This window comes from Streptomyces sp. NPDC001787 (genome assembly GCF_040297465.1).
Taxonomy (GTDB): Bacteria; Actinomycetota; Actinomycetes; order Streptomycetales; family Streptomycetaceae; genus Streptomyces.
In genome coordinates, this window is the sequence record NZ_JBEOZE010000043.1 from 1 (window position 1) to 18,396 (window position 18,396).

Annotated in this window: 16 protein-coding genes; 5 read left to right on the top strand and 11 right to left on the bottom strand. The window is 72.8% G+C overall.

The genetic code is table 11. From position 1 onward, the window contains the following. Positions 1–236: 236 nt before the first annotated feature. The 4 genes from ABT170_RS36595 to ABT170_RS36610 are packed head-to-tail and all read right to left on the bottom strand — an operon-like array spanning position 237 to position 4,184. Positions 237–1,217, bottom strand: a complete 981-nt coding sequence (locus ABT170_RS36595) for an ABC transporter substrate-binding protein (RefSeq protein ID WP_351874799.1) — start codon at positions 1,215–1,217, stop codon at positions 237–239. After that, the gene (locus ABT170_RS36600) at positions 1,214–2,086 is read right to left on the bottom strand and encodes an ABC transporter ATP-binding protein (protein WP_329941099.1); all 873 of its coding nucleotides are present in this window, start codon (positions 2,084–2,086) and stop codon (positions 1,214–1,216) included. Before ABT170_RS36600 ends, ABT170_RS36595 begins: the two co-directional genes overlap by 4 nt. Continuing rightward, the gene (locus tag ABT170_RS36605) at positions 2,083–3,177 is read right to left on the bottom strand and encodes a FecCD family ABC transporter permease (protein ID WP_329941098.1); all 1,095 of its coding nucleotides are present in this window, start codon (positions 3,175–3,177) and stop codon (positions 2,083–2,085) included. Before ABT170_RS36605 ends, ABT170_RS36600 begins: the two co-directional genes overlap by 4 nt. Further along, on the bottom strand, positions 3,174–4,184 hold the full coding sequence (locus tag ABT170_RS36610; protein WP_266932051.1) for a FecCD family ABC transporter permease: 1,011 nt from the start codon (positions 4,182–4,184) through the stop codon (positions 3,174–3,176). Before ABT170_RS36610 ends, ABT170_RS36605 begins: the two co-directional genes overlap by 4 nt. Before the next feature lie 163 nt (positions 4,185–4,347). On the opposite strand from ABT170_RS36610, the gene ABT170_RS36615 reads away from it, so the two are divergent. Then, positions 4,348–4,980, top strand: coding sequence for an HAD family hydrolase (locus ABT170_RS36615; RefSeq protein WP_443034227.1), 633 nt, complete (start codon positions 4,348–4,350; stop codon positions 4,978–4,980). Between the two features lies 1 nt (position 4,981). On the opposite strand, the gene ABT170_RS36620 is transcribed toward ABT170_RS36615, so the two are convergent. Continuing rightward, positions 4,982–5,221 (bottom strand): hypothetical protein, encoded by a 240-nt coding sequence (locus tag ABT170_RS36620; protein ID WP_329941096.1) that lies wholly within the window; start codon positions 5,219–5,221, stop codon positions 4,982–4,984. Positions 5,222–5,389: 168 nt separating this feature from the next. Here ABT170_RS36620 and ABT170_RS36625 point away from each other — a divergent pair, with 168 nt between their 5' ends. Next, positions 5,390–5,773: a cold-shock protein gene (locus ABT170_RS36625; protein WP_323179698.1), complete on the top strand. Its 384-nt coding sequence runs from the start codon at positions 5,390–5,392 to the stop codon at positions 5,771–5,773. 39 nt (positions 5,774–5,812) lie between these two features. On the opposite strand, the gene ABT170_RS36630 is transcribed toward ABT170_RS36625, so the two are convergent. Genes ABT170_RS36630 through ABT170_RS36645 form a run of 4 tightly spaced genes read right to left on the bottom strand, consistent with a single transcriptional unit; the run spans position 5,813 to position 9,340 of the window. Further along, on the bottom strand, positions 5,813–6,697 hold the full coding sequence (locus ABT170_RS36630) for a 1,4-dihydroxy-6-naphtoate synthase (RefSeq protein WP_351874806.1): 885 nt from the start codon (positions 6,695–6,697) through the stop codon (positions 5,813–5,815). Further along, complete coding sequence (locus tag ABT170_RS36635) at positions 6,654–7,382, bottom strand: futalosine hydrolase (protein ID WP_351874809.1); 729 nt, start codon at positions 7,380–7,382, stop codon at positions 6,654–6,656. Before ABT170_RS36635 ends, ABT170_RS36630 begins: the two co-directional genes overlap by 44 nt. 5 nt (positions 7,383–7,387) lie before the next feature. Beyond that, positions 7,388–7,867 carry a DUF2771 domain-containing protein gene (locus ABT170_RS36640; RefSeq protein ID WP_266932046.1) on the bottom strand — a complete coding sequence of 160 codons (480 nt, stop codon included), beginning with the start codon at positions 7,865–7,867 and terminating at the stop codon, positions 7,388–7,390. A gap of 27 nt (positions 7,868–7,894) precedes the next feature. Further along, on the bottom strand, positions 7,895–9,340 hold the full coding sequence (locus tag ABT170_RS36645) for an MFS transporter (protein ID WP_329941093.1): 1,446 nt from the start codon (positions 9,338–9,340) through the stop codon (positions 7,895–7,897). 361 nt (positions 9,341–9,701) lie between these two features. Here ABT170_RS36645 and ABT170_RS36650 point away from each other — a divergent pair, with 361 nt between their 5' ends. From ABT170_RS36650 to ABT170_RS36660, 3 genes are all read left to right on the top strand, one after another. Continuing rightward, positions 9,702–10,628, top strand: a complete 927-nt coding sequence (locus tag ABT170_RS36650) for a DUF3027 domain-containing protein (RefSeq protein ID WP_329941092.1) — start codon at positions 9,702–9,704, stop codon at positions 10,626–10,628. Positions 10,629–10,870: 242 nt separating this feature from the next. Beyond that, positions 10,871–14,080 carry a sacsin N-terminal ATP-binding-like domain-containing protein gene (locus ABT170_RS36655; RefSeq protein ID WP_329941091.1) on the top strand — a complete coding sequence of 1,070 codons (3,210 nt, stop codon included), beginning with the start codon at positions 10,871–10,873 and terminating at the stop codon, positions 14,078–14,080. A gap of 195 nt (positions 14,081–14,275) precedes the next feature. Further along, the gene (locus ABT170_RS36660) at positions 14,276–15,142 is read left to right on the top strand and encodes a DUF5707 domain-containing protein (protein ID WP_329941090.1); all 867 of its coding nucleotides are present in this window, start codon (positions 14,276–14,278) and stop codon (positions 15,140–15,142) included. A gap of 178 nt (positions 15,143–15,320) precedes the next feature. Here ABT170_RS36660 and ABT170_RS36665 read toward each other — a convergent pair whose 3' ends face one another. Beyond that, positions 15,321–17,828, bottom strand: a complete 2,508-nt coding sequence (locus tag ABT170_RS36665; protein ID WP_329941089.1) for a cation-translocating P-type ATPase — start codon at positions 17,826–17,828, stop codon at positions 15,321–15,323. Positions 17,829–17,981: 153 nt separating this feature from the next. Further along, complete coding sequence (locus ABT170_RS36670) at positions 17,982–18,335, bottom strand: DUF2530 domain-containing protein (protein WP_329941088.1); 354 nt, start codon at positions 18,333–18,335, stop codon at positions 17,982–17,984. Between the last annotated feature and the right edge of the window lie 61 nt (positions 18,336–18,396).

Below are 18,396 nucleotides of genomic sequence, written 5' to 3' on the forward strand. Positions count from 1 at the left end.
GCCCGGCACCGCGCCCGGCACCGCGCCCGGCACCGCGCCCGGCACCGCGCCCGGCACCGCGCCCGGCACCGCGCCCGGCACCGCGTCCGCGCCCGGCACCGCACCCGGCACCAGCACCGAGCCCCGGACACGGCCCCGTCACCCGCCGCCACCGGCCGTACGACGCCCGACGGGCCGGTCCCCGTGTGTGGGGCCGGCCCGTCCGGCATCCGGGGCGGGGGCGTCCCGCCGTCGGGTTACTTCGTCAGGCTGCTCTGGAACTCGTCCAGGATCTTGTCCGCGGCCGTGTAGCCGATGCCGGCGATCCACAGGCGGTCGTCGACCTTGAAGACCTTGTCGTTCTTGGACGCGGTCAGACCCTTCCACAGGCCGCTGTTCATCGTCTTGGTCGTGCCCGCCTTGCCCGGGTCGCCGTACGTGGACGTGAAGATGACGTCCGCGTCCGCCAGGTCGATCTTCTCGGGCGACACGTCGTACGAGAACCCGTCCTTCGCCTTGTCCGTGATCGCGGGGCGGCCCATGCCGAGGTCGGCGAGGATCGAGCCGATGTAGTTCTGCTTGCCGTAGATGCGGATCTCGGCGCCCTCGACGAACCTGATGAAGTTGACGTCCGTGGCCGCCGCCTTCTCCTTGCCGCCGATCGCCTCCGTCACCTCCGCCACATGGGCGTCGTACTTCGCGATGACCTTCTTGGCCTCGTCCTTCTTGCCGAGCGCGTCCGCGTGCAGCTGGAAGTTCTCCTTCCAGGCGCTTCCGGTGGCCTCGGTCATCACGGTCGGGGCGATCTCGCTGAGCTGCTCGTAACGGTCACCGTCACGGACCTTGCTCGTGAGGATCAGGTCGGGCTTGAGCGCGGCGACGGCCTCCATGTTCGGGTTGGCGATCTCACCGACCTCCTTGATGCCCTTCGTCCCGCTCGCGGGCAGGTAGGAGGGGAAACCGTCCTCCGACGCCGAGTGCGTCGCGCCGACCGGCCGGATGCCCAGGCTGAGCGCGGAGTCCAGCTCGCCGGTGTCGAGCACGACGACCCGCTTCGGGTCCACGGGGACCTCGACGTTCCCGTTCGCGGTGCTGACCGTGTGCGTGCCGCTCTTGTCCTCGGTGGAGCCGGAGGCCGAGCCGTGCTCGGTGGAGCCGCACGCGGAGAGGGCGAGCGCGGCGGTCACGGCGAGGGAGCCGGCGACCAGGCCACGGCGGTTGCGGAAGGGGACGGTCATGTCTGTGGAGCCTTTCTGAGAGGGGCATGGGGCGAAGTCCAGGGGGCGCCGGGCACGACGAGCGGCGAACCCGTCACCGGGTCCGGGACGATCACCGCCTCCAGGCCGAAGACCTCGCGCACGAGCTCGGCGGTGACGACGTCGCGCGGGTGGCCCTCCGCGACGATCCGGCCCGCCTTCATGGCGACCAGGTGGTCGGCGTACCGGGCGGCCTGGTTGAGGTCGTGGAGCACGGTCACCACGGTCCGGCCGCGGGTGCCGTCAGCCGCCGGGGCGGCGAGCTGGCGCACCAGGTCGAGGACCTCCACCTGGTGCGCGATGTCGAGGTACGTCGTCGGCTCGTCGAGCAGCAGCAGATCGGTGTCCTGGGCGAGCGCCATCGCGATCCACACCCGCTGGCGCTGCCCGCCGGACAGTTCGTCCACCGAGCGGTCGGCGAGCGCCGAGACGTCCGTACGGTCCATGGCGTCCGTGACCGCGCGCTCGTCCGCCTCCGACCACTGCTGCCACCAGTGCTGGTGCGGCTGGCGTCCGCGGGCGACCAGGTCGGAGACGGTGATCGCCTCGGGGGCCACCGGGGTCTGCGGGAGCAGCCCGATCGACTGGGCGATCTTCTTCGTGGGGATCCTCGCCAGTTCGGTGCCGTCCAGCAGGACGGCACCGTCGCGCGGCTTGAGGAGCCGGCCGAGCGCCCGCAGGGTGGTCGACTTGCCGCAGGCGTTCGGGCCGACGATCACGGTGACCTGCCCGTCGGGCACGGCGAGGTCCAGCTCGTGCACCACGGTGCGGTCCTCGTAGGCGAGGGTCAGCCCGCGGGCCGAGAGCCTGCTCGTCGTCCCCACCATGTCGGTCGGGAGGGTCTCGCTCATGCCTTGCCTCCACTGCGTCCGCTGTGACCGCGGATGATCAGCCAGATCAGGTACGGGGCGCCGACCGCCGCCGTCAGAACACCCACCGGCAGTTCGGTGGGGGAGAAGAGCCTGCGGGCGAGCAGATCGGCGAAGACGACGATCACCGCGCCGAGCAGGGCGGAACAGAACAGCGGGATCTGCGCCGTACGCGTCATCCGCCGGGCGATCTGCGGCGCGAGCAGCGCCACGAAGTCCACCGGCCCGGCCGTCCCCGTGGCCACGGACGCCAGGATCACACCGAGGGCGACGAGCCCGAGCCGTACCCGCCCCAGGCGTACGCCGAGCGCGGTGGCGGTGTCGTCGTCCATCGTGACGGTGCGCTGCGCGCGGGAGGCCCACAGCACGGCGGGCAGCAGGATCAGCAGCGTCCAGCCGATCGGGGCGGCCTCCTCCCAGCCGCGGCCGTTGAGGGAGCCGGTCATCCAGATCTGGGCCTGCTGGGCGACCAGGTAGTCGCCCTTCGTCAGGAACAGCGTGGTGACCGACCGCAGGGCGATGGCGAAGCCGATGCCGATGAGGACGAAGCGGGTGGCGTGCAGCCCGCCGCGCCAGGCGAAGGCGTACACGAGGGCCGCCGCGGCGACCCCGCCGATCACCGACAGGTACGGCAGGACGGCGTAGGAGGTGATGCCGAACGTCATCGCGCCGACCGTCAGCGCGCTCGCGCCCTGGCTGATGCCGATGATGTCGGGGCTGGCGAGCGGGTTGCGGGCCACGGTCTGGATCAGCGCGCCGGCGATCCCGAAGGCCACGCCGACGAGCAGCCCGACGACCAGGCGCGGCAGCCGCAGCGTGCCCACGACCAGTTCGCTGGGCGAGGGCTGTCCGAGGATCACCTTCACCGCCTCGGCGGGCGCGACGAAGCTCTCGCCGACGCAGAGGTAGGCGACACAGACCACGGCCAGCAGGACGACGAGGGCGGCTGCCACGGTGGCGGCGCGACGGTGCAGCAGGAACCGTCCGCGCGTCCCGATCCGGACGAGCGAGTATCCGGCGGGCCGCACGGGGGGACGTACGGGCGGACGTACCGGGGTCATGACCGCGTTCATGCGGGAACCGCCTTCCGGCGTACCAGGGTGACCAGGAACGGCACCCCGATCAGGGCCGTCATCACACCCGCCGGGACCTCGCTCGGCGGGAACAGGACGCGGCCGATGACGTCGGAGACGAGCAGCATCACGGGGCCGATGAGCGCGGCCATGGGCAGCACCCAGCGGTGGTCGTTGCCGACGATCGCACGGGCGATGTGGGGGACGGCGAGGCCGATGAAGGCGATCGGCCCGGCCGCGGCGACCCCGGCGCCGGTCAGCACGGTCGCCCCGATGCCGCCGACGATCCGTACGGTGGCGACCTTCTGGCCCAGGCCCTTGGCCATGTCCTCGCCCAGCGCGAGCGCGTCGAGCCCGCGCGCCACGGAGAGCACGAGGACCGTGCCGAGGAGGAGGAACGGCCAGATCTGCTGGGCCACCTCCGCCTCGCGCCCGGCGATGGAGCCGACCTGCCAGAAGCGGAACTCGTCAAGCGCGGACGCCTTCGTCGTGAGCACCGCCATCGTCACCGACACCAGCAGCGCGTTGATCGCGGCGCCGCCCAGCGCGAGTTTCACCGGGGTCGCGCCGCCGCGCCCGCTGGAGGCGATGGCGTACACCGCCACGGAGGCGATGGCGGCGCCCGCGAACGCGAACCAGACATAGCCGGTGAGGGTGTGGATCCCGGCGTACGCGATGGCCAGCACCACGCCCACCGAGGCGCCCTGGCTGATGCCGAGGATGCCGGGGTCGGCGATGGGGTTACGGGTGATGCCCTGGAGCACCGTGCCCGCCAGGGCCAGGGAGGCGCCGACCATCAGCCCGATGAGGGTGCGTGGCACCCGCATGTTCCGGATGACCTCGGCGGCGTCGGAGTTCCCGCCGTGCAGCAGCGCGTCGAAGACCTCGGAGGGCGCGATGGAGCGCGCGCCCACGGCGAGGCTGAGCAGAACGGCGAGCAACAGCGCGAGGACGGCCGCCGCCGTCGCGCATGCGCGTCTGGAGAGGCGTGGTGCGGCGGCTGACATCTGACCCCATCGAAGCGGACACGGGCGCACGCGGAGCGGTGGACGTGATGAGCGGTGGCGCATCACGGCGGCCGTCGGGACGCGTGCGAGGGAGGTAAGGCTTGGCTAAGTCTAGGCGGCGTGATTTCGCCGGTCGAGGCGGCCGGTGGGCACAATGGCCACCATGGCTCCGCATCCCCTGACGGTCGGCTTCGACCTCGACATGACGCTCATAGACTCCCGCCCCGGCATCGGGGCCAACTACCGGGCGCTGTCCGCCGAGACGGGCGTACCGATCGACACCGGCCTGGTCGTCAGCAGGCTCGGCCCGCCGGTGGAGGAGGAACTGGCGAACTGGTACCCGGCCGAGCTGGTGGCCGCGACGGCCGACCGCTACCGGGAGATCTATCCCACACACGCGATCACCCCCACCACGGCGCTGCCCGGTGCTCGGGAGGCCATCGAGGCGGTGCGGGCGCTGGGCGGCCGGACGCTCGTCGTCACCGCCAAGCACGAGCCGAGCGCCAGGCTCCACCTGGACCACCTGGGGATCGAGCCGGACGAGCTGATCGGGCGGCTCTGGGCCGAGGCCAAGGCGCGCGCGCTGATCGAGCACGGCGCGCAGGTGTACGTCGGCGACCACACCGGGGACGTACGCGGAGCCCGCGCGGCCGGTGCCCTGTCGGTCGGCGTGACAACGGGCCCGTGCGACGCGGACGAGCTGCGCGCGGCGGGCGCGGACGTGGTCCTGCCGGACCTGACGGGCTTCCCGGCCTGGCTGCGTGCCTTCGAGGAGAGCCGCGGCGGTCAGGGCTGACCTATGAGCTGCCGGCGGCCCGCTTCGGGGAGCTGCTCCACGCCGACCGCACGACGCCCGCCGCCGCGATCAGGAACCCGACGCCCATCAGCATGCAGACCGCGTAGGCGATCGACGGGAACGGGTCCGTGCCCAGGAAAAGTGGGGCCACTGTGACCAGAGTGGCCAGTGCGCCGACGAAGAAAATGATCGCGCCGACCTGAACCAGCCGGTCACCTGCGCCAGAAGGAGTAGTACTCACCCCGCCAGGGTAGTTCCCAGCCCGGAGGAACCGTCCGGCGACGTCTTGTCACCGGCCCCAGGGCCATTAGCCTTGGACCCGGCGGGTCATGGGGGCCCGCTGTACTGCTATCCGGAGCCGTTTCCCAGGCTCTCCGGCCCACCGACGAGTACGAGGACGAGGACAGACGTGCCCACCGGCAAGGTCAAATGGTTCAACAGCGAGAAGGGCTTCGGCTTTCTCTCCCGCGACGACGGCGGCGACGTCTTCGTCCACTCGTCGGTACTCCCTGCCGGAGTCGACGTGCTCAAGCCGGGCCAGCGGGTGGAATTCGGCGTTGTCGCAGGTCAGCGCGGTGACCAGGCGCTGTCCGTGGCCATTCTCGACCCCACCCCGTCCGTCGCGGCCGCACAGCGCCGCAAGCCGGACGAGCTGGCGTCGATCGTCCAGGACCTGACCACGCTCCTGGAGAACATCACGCCGATGCTGGAGCGGGGCCGCTATCCCGACAAGGCCGCGGGCGGGAAGATCGCCGGCCTGCTGCGGGCGGTCGCCGACCAGCTCGACGTGTAGAGCCCGACGTGTAACGGCTGTCCCGCGAGCCCCGGTGGATCAGGGGAACGAGAGAGAGTTCGGGCCGAGGGGCGGAACGAGCCCCTCGGCCGCCGCGCGTGTCAGCAGGCCGCGGATGGCCGCGTAGCCGTCCGGCCCGAGGTCGGCGGTGAACTCGTTGACGTACAGCCCGATGTGCTGGTCGGCCACGGCCGGGTCCATCTCCTGGGCGTGCTCCTGGACGTAGGCCCGTGAGGCCTCCGGCTCGTCCCAGGCCATCAGCACGGACGTACGTACAGAATCGGCCAGCCTCTTCAGCGTGTCGGCGCCCAGCGCGCGCTTGGCGATGATCGCGCCGAGCGGGATCGGCAGACCGGTCGTTTCCTCCCAGTGCCGGCCCATGTCCGCCAGGTTGTGCAGACCGTAGTTCTGGTACGTGAACCGCGCCTCGTGGATGACCAGGCCGGCGTCCACCCTGCCGTCCCGCACGGCGGGCATGATCTCGTGGAACGGCATGACGACGATCTCGCCGACCCCGCCGGGGACGACCTCCGCCGCCCAGAGCCGGAACAGCAGATAGGCGGTCGAGCGCTCGCTCGGTACGGCGACAGTCCGCCCGGTCAGATCCGTACCCGGCTCCCTCGTCAGGACGAGCGGGCCGCAGCCCCGTCCCAGCGCACCGCCGCACGGCAGCAGGGCGTACTCGTCGAGGACCCAGGGCAGCACGGCGTACGACACCTTCAGCACATCCAGCTCACCGCGCTCGGCCATGCCGTTGGTGAGGTCGATGTCGGCGAAGGTGACATCGAGGGCGGGCGCGCCGGGGACCCTTCCGTGCGCCCAGGCGTCGAACACGAAGGTGTCGTTGGGGCAGGGCGAGAACGCGATCCGCAACGGGCTGTCAGCCGCTGCGGCCGGTCCGGTCGTTCCGGTGGTTTCGGTCATGCTGGGTCCAACCTTCCAGTACGGGTGCGCTCTTCCCGAACGCCCCGGTGAGCGCGGCCAGCGCGTCGCCGATGCGCCAGGCGTCCCGGTCGCGGGGGCCGACGGCGTTGGAGACGGCCCGCACCTCCAGCACGGGGACACGGGCCCGCTCGGCGGCCTCCGCGACCCCGAAGCCCTCCATCGCCTCGGCCAGCGCGCCCGGGTGCGCGGCCAGCAGGGCGGCGGCGCGCCGGGCGCCGCCGGTCACGGTGGAGACGGTGAGGACCGGGCCGGTGGCCGCACCGGTGGCGGACGCCACCTCCCGTACGAGCGCGGGCGGCGGCAGGAAGCGGTCCCGGCCGAAGCCGAGAGCGGTGACGGGCACGAAGCCGTCCGGGGTCTCGGCGCCCAGGTCGGCGGCGATGACATCGGTGGCCACGACGAGTGAGCCGAGGGGCGCGGCGGGGGCGAAACCGCCGCCGATCCCGGCCGAGACCACGAGTCCGTACGGCTCCGGCGCCGAGGCCAGGGCGAAGGCGGTCGAGGCCGCCGCGGCGGAGGGGCCCACGCCGCCCGCCAGCACGTCGAACGCGCCGGTGCGGTGCAGTTCGCCGCCGGGCACCGGCAGCACCCGCGGGGTGCCCCCGAACGCACGCGTGACCGCGTCCCGTTCCACCGGGACAGCGGTCACGACGAGTACGCGCACGGGGGTCAGGACGTCTTCTTGAGCTCGAAGTGCCAGATGCCCGTGAGCTTCTTGCCCTTGGTCTCCACGATGGAGATCTGGGTCCGGCTGGAGGTCTCGCCGGTCTGGCTGGCGAAGAAGGCGCTGCCCGGGATCGACCGGTAGGTCTTCTTGTACGGCTCCTGCTCGGCCTGCTGGCCGTTGATGAAGAGCGTCCAGCCGTTGTCGGCGATCTCGGGGTCGACGCCGAAGCGGACCTTGTCGTCCATCGCGACCTTGACGGACTTCTCCGCCTTCTTGTTGAGGCAGCCCTGGATGTCGGACTCCTTGAGGGCGTTGCCGTCGTTGTAGCAGGTCGCCTCGGAGCTCACCGAGTTGTCGCCGACCGTCACGGTGGCGAGCGGCGTCGGCTTGTCGCAGGCGGACAGGACAAGGAGTCCCGCGGACACGGCACCAAGAGCGACGCCGATTCGACGGCCCTTACCGGAGAAGAACGCAACGGTCATGGGCCGAAGGCTATCGGTCGCCCCCGCTCATGCCACGCGGGGGTGCGGCGTGCCGCGCCGCGCGGCGCCCAGCAGCCCCCGTACGGAGGTGGCGGCGCCCAGGGCCAGGATGGAGGCGGCGACCGACATGCCGAGCACTCCGTTGAGGGGCAGCGCGATGCCGATGCCGCCGCCGGCCACCCAGGCCATCTGGAGCAGTGTCTCGGACCGGGCGAACGCCGAGGTACGGACCTCTTCGGGGACGTCCCGCTGGATCATGGCGTCCAGTGAGAGCTTGGACAGGGCCTGGGTGAAACCCGCGACCGCGCCGAGCGCGGCGACCATCACGGTGGAGAAGAACACCGCGGCGAGCACGGCGACCCCCAGGGCGAGGCCGAGGACGGTCGCGATGATCATCTCGGGGCCCCGGGCGCGGAGCCAGGAGCCCACCGCCGTACCGCAGGCGTTGCCCGCCCCGGCCGCGACGCCGACGATGCCGAGCGAGACGGCGGCGCTCTGGCCCGAGAGGGGCTGCTCGCGCAGCAGGAACGCCAGGAAGAAGATGAGGAAGCCGGAGAGCGCCCGGTGCGAGGCGTTCGCCTGGAGCCCGTGCAGGACGGAACCGCCGACGGAGCGCAGTCCGGGCGGTTTCTCCCTGGCCTGTTTCGCACCGTTGGCCCGGTCCTTGCCGCGGCCCTCGCGCCGGCCGCCGTCGGCCTTCGCCCTCGCGGCGGCCGGTCCGGCGCCCTCGGCGTGCGGGTCGACCAGGCGGGCCTTGCGCTCGCCCTTCGCGGAGTCGACCTTGGGCGGCAGGGTGAAGGCCAGGAACGTCCCGGTGAGGAAGATCGCGCACGCGCCGTAGAGCGGCCAGCCCGACCCGACGGTCTGGAGCCCGGCCCCGATCGGGGCCGCCACCCCCGTGGCGAGGAGCCCCGCCAGGGTGACCCGCGAATTCGCCTTCACCAGGGAGAAGCGGGGTGGCAGCAGGCGGGGCACGACCGCGCTGCGGACGACTCCGTACGCCTTGGAGGCGACCAGGACGCCCAGCGCCGCCGGGTACAGCTCCAGGCCGCCCGTGGCGACCGCGCCCGACATGGTGAGGGCCAGCACCGCACGGGCGAGCATCGCGCCCGCCATCGCGGCCCGGCGGCCGTGCGGCAGCCGGTCGAGCAGCGGGCCGATCACCGGGGCGAGCAGGGTGAAGGGGGCCATCGTGATGGCGAGGTACAGGGCGACCCGGCCGCGGGCCTCGTCCGTGGGGACGGAGAAGAACACCGTGGAGGCGAGCGCGACCGTGATCATCACGTCGCCGGCGCCGTTCACCGCGTGCAGCTCGATCAGTTTGCCGAGGCCGGATTCCCCGGCGCCGTGGGCGTGCGTCGCCTTCCGGATGCCTCTCGCGGTACCCGTGAACGGGGTGTGCAGGGCATGGCCGATCGACCGGCCCGCCCTGCGGAGCGGGCCGGAACCGTCGTGCGACCTGGCGGCAGCCACCTCGTCATAGTGCCCCAACCCTCGCCCCGATGAACCGTGATCGGCCGCTGGCGCGGCGCGCGGTGCCCCGTCGGACCAGTGAGCGGCAGAACGGATACGGCACGTTTGGGACGGGCAGGTGGGCGCGGGGCGGCGGAGAGGGTAGCGTGCGTAACGCGCCACCGGCGGTTGTTCTTGGCCGCGCGCCTCTCCGCGATCCCGCAGAATGGATGGCAGAAGGCGCGCCCGAGGCAGGCACAACGGGTGTGGACGTCGACGCGGCCCCCAGGTCCGCTCCGCCCACAGCTGTCATGGCCGAAAACGGCAATCGCACAGCAGCTGGCGCGCTCGTGAGACTGGCGTATGGAGAGAAGCGAGACCTGTGAGTGCTGCGACGACGCGAAGCCGTACGGCCCGTACCCCTGTTCCCGACCGCCTGTGCGCCGAGGCGGTAGACCTCGCACGCGCGGCGGCCGAGGAAGCGGCCGCGCCAGGAGTGGTCGGTGAACACTCGGGGGTCGTCTCCGAGGGAGACCGGGTCGTCACCCACTACTTCGAGTGCAAGGAGCCCGGCTACCGGGGCTGGCGCTGGGCGGTGACGGTCGCCAGGGCCTCCCGGGCCAAGAACGTCACCCTGGACGAGACGGTGCTCCTGCCGGGAGCGGACGCCCTCCTGGCCCCCGAATGGGTGCCGTGGAGCGAGCGGCTGCGCCCGGGTGACATGGGCCCCGGCGACCTGCTGCCCACCGAGGCGGAGGACATCCGCCTGGAGCCCGGCTACACCGGCGAGGACGAGCCCCCGCCGAACTCCGCGGTCTCCGAGGAACTGGCGGAGCTCGCCGACGCCGAGGACGCGGAGCTGACGTCCCGGCCGGTCGCCACGAGCCGCGGCTCCATCGCCGCCGTCGCGGACGAGCTGGGCACCCGGCGCGCCCGGGTGCTGTCCCGGTACGGGCTGTACGCCGCCGCCGACCGCTGGGACGAGGCGTTCGGGCCGAAGACCCCGATGGCACAGGCGGCCCCGGCCACCTGTGTGAGCTGCGCGTTCCTGGTGCCGATGGCGGGCTCCCTGAAGCAGGCCTTCGGGGTGTGCGCGAACGAGTTCGGCCCGGCCGACGGCCATGTGGTGTCGCTGGCCTACGGATGCGGGGGCCACTCCGAGGCGGCGGTGATGCCGAAGCCGCCGAAGCCCGCCCCGCACGCCCTGGACACGCTCCAGGTGGACGAGTACCCCCTGCGCCCGGCACGGGACAGCGGCTCCGTCCCGGACGAGGCGGACGGGCCGACGGAGGACCTCGGCCACTCCTGAGAGCCCGCCGGGCGGCCTCCGGGGCCCGGCGCGCGGCAGACCCACCCGGCAGACCCACCCGTTCGGCGACGGAGCACGACGCCGGGCGGGCCTGGTTCTGTGCCCGTCCGCCGTCGCGGTACCTTCGGGCGCACACTGGGCGGCATGGGCACGCGCATCACGCGCACACCACGCACCACGCGTCGTGCCCGCCGCGCACAGGTCACGGGTCACCGGAACAGAGCGGAGTCGAGACGTTGAGCATGAAGGCGACCGAGGGGGCCGATCCGTTCGGGACGGCACGGCTGCGGCGCGGCGTGCTCGACGCCTGGGGATCCGGGCCCGCCCGGTTCCGGGAGGACGCCAACGCCGAGGAGGACCTCGCGCTCGGCGGCTACCGTGACCGGCTCGTCGTCGAACTGGCCCAGAACGCCGCCGACGCCGCCGCCCGCGCCGACGTCCCGGGCCGGCTGCGCCTGACCCTGCATCCGGCGGCCCACGGCGACCCGGACGGCCGCGCCGTCCTCGCCGCCGCGAACACCGGTGCCCCGCTGGACGCGACCGGCGTCGAGTCCCTCAGCACCCTGCGCGCCTCCGCCAAGCGCGAGGGGCACGAGTCCTCCGTCGGCCGGTTCGGCGTCGGGTTCGCCGCCGTCCTCGCCGTCAGCGACGAACCCGCGGTGATCGGCCGGCACGGCGGCGTCCGCTGGTCGCTGGCCGAGGCCCGCGAACTGGCCGGAAAGGCGGCCGTCGGCAGCCCCGGGCTCGGTGACGAACTGCGCCGCCGCGACGGCCACGTGCCGCTGCTGCGCCTCCCGCTGCCCGCCGAGGGCACCGCACCGGACGGGTACGACACCGTCGTCGTGCTGCCGCTGCGCGACGGCACCGCCGAGGACCTCGTGGGCCGGCTGCTCACCGCCGTGGACGACGCGCTGCTGCTCACCCTCCCCGGTCTCGACGAGATCGTCATCGAAACCCCCGACGGGGCGAGGACGTTGCGGCGCTCCCAGCAGGGCCCGTACACACACATCGAGGACTCCGCGCACGGCACCAACCGCTGGCGCACCGTCTTCCACCACGGCCCGGTCGAGCCCGCGCTGCTCGCCGACCGGCCCGTGGAGGAGCGGCTGCGCCCGCACTGGTCGGTCACCTGGGCGGTGCCCGTCGACGAGCAGGGGGCCCCGCGGCACCCCCGTACCGCCCCCGTCGTCCACGCGCCCACCCCCACCGACGAACCCCTCGGGATCCCCGCGCTGCTGATCGCCTCGCTGCCGCTGGACACCAGCCGCCGGCACCCCGCGCCGGGCCCGCTCACCGACTTCCTGGTGGAGCGCGCCGCCGACGCCTACGCGGAGCTGCTCGCCGAGTGGCAGCCGGTGTCGACGGGCACCGTCGCGCTCGTTCCCGGGCCGCTGGGCAAGGGCGGGCTGGACGGCGCGCTGCGCGGCGCGGTCCTCGCGCGGCTGCCCCGGATCGCGTTCCTGGAGCCCGCCGCCCCCCGCGACCCGGCCGACGGGTCCGACCGGTGGGACGACTGGGAGAAGGCCGACGGCGCGGACGGGCCGGGCCGGACCACCACCGCCCTGCGGCCCGTCGAGGCGGAGATCGTCGAGGGCGTCGGCGCCGCGACCGTACGGGTGCTCGCCGAGGTGCTGCCGTGTCTCCTGCCCGCCGGGCTGGAACGCCGCACCGAGCTGCGCACCCTCGGCGTCGCCCGCGTCCCGCTGACCGAGGCCATCGACCGCCTCGCCGGACTGGAGCGTGCCCCGGACTGGTGGCGGCGGCTCTACGACAGCCTGACGGGCATCGACCCGGACCGGCTCTCCGGCCTCCCGGTCCCGCTGGCCGGAGGGGCGGACGCCCCCGCGGACCGGGCGCCCCGCACCACCATCGGCCCCCGGCAGGTCCTGCTGCCGCTGCCGGACGCGCTCACCGGCCCGGTGCTCGCCCGGCTGGCCCGGCTCGGGCTGAAGGTCGCCCACCCGGACGCCGCCCATCCGCTCCTGGAGAAGCTGGGCGCCCTGCCCGCCACCCCGCGCGCCGTGCTGACCACCCCGCAGGTGCGGGCCGCCGTCGCCGGTTCGCTGGACGCGGGGGAGATCTGGGACGAGGACGCGCTGGACGGCGACGAGCTGGCGGAGACCGTCCTCACCCTCGTACGCGACGCGGACCTCGCCCCCGGTGACGAGCCGTGGCTCGGCGCGCTGGCCCTGCCGGACGAGGACGGCGAACTTGCGCCCGCCGGTGAACTGGTGCTGCCCAAGAGCCCGTTCGCCCAGGTGATGCGCGAGGGCGAACTGGCCCTGTGCGACGAGGAACTGGCCGACCGCTGGGGCGAGCAGCCGCTCACCGCCTGTGGGGTGCTCGCCACGTTCGCCCTGGTGCGGGCCACCGATGTGGTGCTCGACCCCGATGAACTGGAGCCGCGCGACAGCGACTTCGCCGAACCGGACGACGCCGGGCTGCTCGACGCCGTCGACGTGTGGTGCGAGGACATCCTCGACCAGCTGCCCGACACCCCCGTACCGCCCGTCGCCACCGAGATCGTCGCCGTCCGCGACCTGGACCTCGTCGACGACGACGCCTGGCCGCAGGCGCTCGCGATGCTCGCCCGCCCGCCGCTGCGCGACGCCCTGACCCAGCCGGTCCGGGTGCTGCTCCCGGACGGCACGACCCGGTCGGTGCGCCCGTACACGGCGTGGTGGCTGCGCGACCACCCGGTGCTGGACGGCCGCCGCCCCGCGGGCCTGCGCGCGGCGGGCGGCGATCCCCGGCTCGCCGGGCTGTACGACGCCGTCGACGCGTCCGGGTTCGACGACGCCCAGGTGCTGCGCGCGCTCGGCGTACGCACTTCGGTGGCCGCGCTCCTGGACGAGCCGGGCGGCGCCGCCGAACTGCTCGGGCGGCTCGCCGACGAGGACCGCCCGGTCAGCCCCGTACAGCTGCACGCGCTCTACACGGCCCTGGCGGAACTCGACCCGCAGCAGGTGACGTTGCCGGACGAGCTGCGCGCGGTCGTCGACGGCGGGGTACGGGTGGTGGACGCGGCGGACGCGGTGATCGCCGACGCCCCCGACGTACTGCCGCTGGCCGGGGGAGTGGCGCTGCTGCCGGTCGCCCCGGCGAGCGCGGCGGAGCTGGCCGAGCTCTTCCAGGTGCGGCGGCTCGGCGAGAGCGTCGAGGCCGAGGTGACGAGCGAGGGCGAGGAGCACCGCGTACCGGAATCGGTCCGGGTGCTGCTCGGTGCCGGGACTCCGGACTCGTACGTCGAACACGCCGAACTGCGCGCGGGCGGCGTCGAGCTGGACTGGCGCCGTACCCCGGACGGTGTGGTGCACGCCGCCACGCTGGAGGGCGTCGCGGCGGGGCTGGCCTGGGCCGCCGGGCAGTGGCCGCGCCGCTTCGAGGTGGCGGCGCTGCTGGAGGATCCCTCGCGTACGGAGGAGCTGGCGCGGGACCGCTGGTTCGACTGAGCCGGGCGCGGGGCGCGGGGACGCGGGGCGGCGGCCCGGTGCGACTTTGTGACTTTCACAGAAAGGTCATGGATTCGTACAACCATTCACATGCAGAGGAGGTCTGGTCTGTCGAGTCATCTGACTCGCAGACCAGACGGGTCCCACCGGGTGAACGCGAGACCGTGGGCCCCCTGCTCCACACTTGGGGAACGCATGCGCATTCGTGCCACTGTTGCCGTAGCTACCGGCGCCCTGGCTCTGTCCGCTCTCACCATTCCGGCCGCGCAGGCAGCGCAGGCCGACGACGGCCGCTCGTGGTCCCACGACTACAACTTCTCGGCGCCGAAGGGCTCCGACACGGCGAAGGCTCCCTTCGGGGCGCGGGCAGCCGCGGCCGACACCTTCAAGGTGACCAAGATCGTCGCCAATGGCGGCAAGCCGATCGTCGTCGGCACCAAGTCGAAGAAGAAGATCTCCATCTCGGTCACCGCCACCGACACCGCGGGTGTCGGCGGCGTCGCCGCGTTCATCTGGGTCGGCAAGAACATCGACGACAAGGACAGCTTCGGCTTCGGTCCGCAGGAGGGCGGCGTCACGTGCAAGGCGGTCAACGCGACCACCTCCACCTGCACGTCGGCCATCACGGTCGACCCGGCCTGGCTGATCAACGCCGACGCCCGCAACTGGCACGTCGGTGTCTCCGGCGTGGACGAGAACGGTGAGGAGTACGACCACGACTCCCTCGCCTGGGTCAAGATGCAGCGGTTCTCCAAGCTGACGGCCAACGCGTCGCCGGAGCCCGTGAAGAAGGGCAAGACCATCACGGTCACCGGCAAGCTGTCCCGTGCGAACTGGGAGACCGGCACGTACAAGGGCTACAGCAAGCAGTCCGTGAAGCTCCAGTTCCGCAAGAAGAACAGCAAGACCTACACGACGATCAAGACGATCAAGTCGAGCTCCACGGGCGCGCTGAAGACCACGGTCAAGGCCTCGGCCGACGGCTACTGGCGCTACAGCTTCGCCGGCACCTCCACCACCCCGGCCGTCTCGGCCGGCGGCGACTACCTCGACGTGAAGTAGTCACCGCACCGGGCCGCTCCCGGGAGCGGCCCGCGGCGCCCCACCGGGCGCCATCCGCTTCACCTTCCGAGGCACCCCGCACCGTCCAGGTGCGGGGTGCCTCGCGGTTTCCGCCGCCGGACGGCGCCCCGGGAGGCAGCCCCCGGCGGCTCGCCCGCCAGGGGCTCCGGGGCGGCCTTCACGCTCCGAAGCGCCGGCCCACCCAGCGCCAGGCGAACTCCAGGGCCACCGCGCCCGCCGCCGCGATCCCCACGGCCGCCCACGGCATGGTCGTCCCCACGAGCTTCAGGGCGAAGAAGTCCTGGAGCCACGGCACCACCAGCACGATCAGGAACCCCAGCCCCATCGCCGCGACCAGGCACAGGCGCCACCAGGTGTACGGGCGGGCGATGATCGCCAGCACCCACATCGAGACCAGGAACAGCGTGAGCGTCGCCGCGCTGGTCTCGGCGTCCAGCGCGTCCGCACCCGAGTAGTGGTGCCGGGCCACCAGATAGGTGACGAAGGTGGCCGCCGCCGCGATCACGCCGGACGGAATCGCGTACCGCATGACCCGGCGGACGAAGTGCGGCTGGGCCCGCTCCTTGTTCGGCGCCAGCGCCAGGAAGAACGCCGGCACGCCGATCGTCAGCGTCGACAGCAGGGTCAGATGCCGCGGCAGGAACGGGTACTCCACCTGGAAGCAGACCACCAGCACCGCCAGCAGCACCGAGTACACGGTCTTCGTCAGGAAGAGCGTGGCGACCCGGGTGATGTTGCCGATCACCCGGCGGCCCTCGGCGACCACGGACGGCAGCGTCGCGAAGCTGTTGTTCAGGAGCACGATCTGCGCCACGGCGCGTGTCGCCTCGGAGCCCGAGCCCATCGAGACCCCGATGTCGGCGTCCTTCAGGGCGAGCACGTCGTTGACGCCGTCACCGGTCATCGCGACCGTGTGGCCGCGCGACTGGAGGGCGGCGACCATGTCCCGCTTCTGCTGCGGGGTGACCCGGCCGAAGACCGCGTTCTCCTCCATGGCCGTGGCCATCTCGTCCGGGTCGGTCGGCATCCGGCGCGCGTCCAGGGTGTTCTCGGCGCCCGCGAGACCGAGTTTCCCGGCGACCGCGCCGACCGAGACCGCGTTGTCCCCCGAGATGACCTTCGTGGCGACGCGCTGGTCGGCGAAGTAGGCCAGGGTCTCCCCGGCGTCCGGCCGCAGCCGCTGTTCCAGGACGATCAGCGCGGTGGGTACGGCCCCGTCGGCGACGCCGGGCGCGTCGAGTGCGCCGGGCGCGCGGGCCAGCAGCAGGACCCGCAGGCCCTGTTCGTTGAGGTGCTCGATCTCGGTGAGCGCCGGGTCCTGGTCGGACAGCAGCACATCGGGGGCGCCGAGCAGCCAGGAGGAGCTCCGGCGGCCGACCGCGCCGCTCCCGCCGCCGTTCCGGCCGGCACTGTCACCGGCGCTCTCGTCGAAGGCGGCACCGCTGTACTTGCGGGCCGAGGAGAACGGCAGCGAGTCCGTCACCCGCCACTCCCCGTCGTCCGGGTAGGCGTCGACGATGGCCTGGAGACTGGCGTTGGGCCGGGGGTCGGAGGAGCCGAAGGCGCCCAGGACCCGCTTCACGTACGCCTCGTCCGAGCCGTTGAGCGGGCGTACCTCGGTGACGTCCATGCCGCCCTCGGTGAGGGTGCCGGTCTTGTCCAGGCAGACGACGTCGACCCGGGCCAGCCCCTCGATGGCGGGCAGCTCCTGCACCAGGCACTGCTTGCGGCCGAGCCGGATGACGCCGATCGCGAAGGCGACCGAGGTGAGCAGCACCAGCCCCTCGGGGATCATCGGGACGATGCCGCCGACGGTCCGCGCGACGGAGTCCTTGAAGTTGTTGTCCTTGACGACGAGCTGGCTGATGATCAGGCCGATCGCCGTCGGCACCATCATCCAGGTCACGTACTTCAGGATGGTGCTGATGCCGGTGCGCAGCTCGGAGTGGACGAGGGTGAAGCGGGAGGCCTCCTCGGCGAGCTGAGCGGCGTACGCCTCGCGGCCGACCTTGGTGGCGGTGAACGCGCCGCCGCCCGCGACGACGAAGCTGCCGGACATCACCGGGTCGCCGGACCGCTTGATGACCGGGTCGGCCTCGCCGGTGAGCAGCGACTCGTCGATCTCCAGGCTGTCGGCCTCGGCGACCGTGCCGTCCACGACGACCTTGTCCCCGGGGCCCAGTTCGATCAGATCACCGAGGACGATCTCGGAGGTGGAGATCTCGGCGGCGGTTCCGTCGCGCCGCACGGTCGGTTTCGCCTCGCCGATGACCGCGAGGCTGTCCAGGGTCTTCTTGGCGCGCCACTCCTGGATGATGCCGATGCCGGTGTTGGCGATGATCACGAAGCCGAAGAGGCTGTCCTGGATCGGCGCGACGAACATCATGATCACCCAGAGCACGCCGATGATCAGGTTGAACCGGGTGAGGACATTGGCGCGGACGATCTCCGTGAGGGAGCGCGAGGAGCGCACGGGTACGTCGTTGACCTCGCCGCGGGCGACCCGTTCGGCGACCTCGGCGGTCGTGAGACCACCGGTGCGCCGGGCCGTGGGCGGTGGTTCCATCGGGTGTACGGGATCGAGTTCTGCTCCGGCGTCGATCAGGGCCGGCCGGGGATGCCCGGGAGTCTGCTCCCCGGAGGGGTCGAGTGCCCGCTGTGTCATGGTTCCGACGGTACGGGGGGACCCGCCCGTTTACCCGCTGGGGGTCTGAAGATCAGACCAGCGGAGGATGAAGTGTGTCCCACGGTCGTACGGGGGCCGTACGGGAGGGACCTGCGGCCGTACCGGAAGGCCTCGAAGAGGGCGTGGCGGCGGTCAGGAGGCCGCGGTGCCGCCCGTGGCGCCGCCGGAGGGTGCCGCGGTGCTGCCGGAGGCCGCCGCGGTCCCGGCTTCCGCCTCCGCGTCCCCCTCGGCCCGCGCTGCCGCTGCCGCGTGCCGCTTGAGCGCGGCGTCGCGCCCCCGGACGTACCAGATGCCGATCAGCCCGAGTCCGGCCCCGGCCAGCGGGGTCCACACCCACCAGGTGTGACCGTGGTCGGCGAACCAGCCGTAGAAGGGGAGCTGCGCGAGGAAGAGGACGAACCAGAGGACCGTGCCGCCCGTGATGGTGGCGACGACGGGACCCTCCAGGGGCTCGGGTGCCTCGTGCTTCGGTGTCCACTTCTCCATGAGTTCAGTGTATGGGCCGCCCGCGCGCCCCCGGAGGACGGGACGGCCCTCCGGCGCGAGC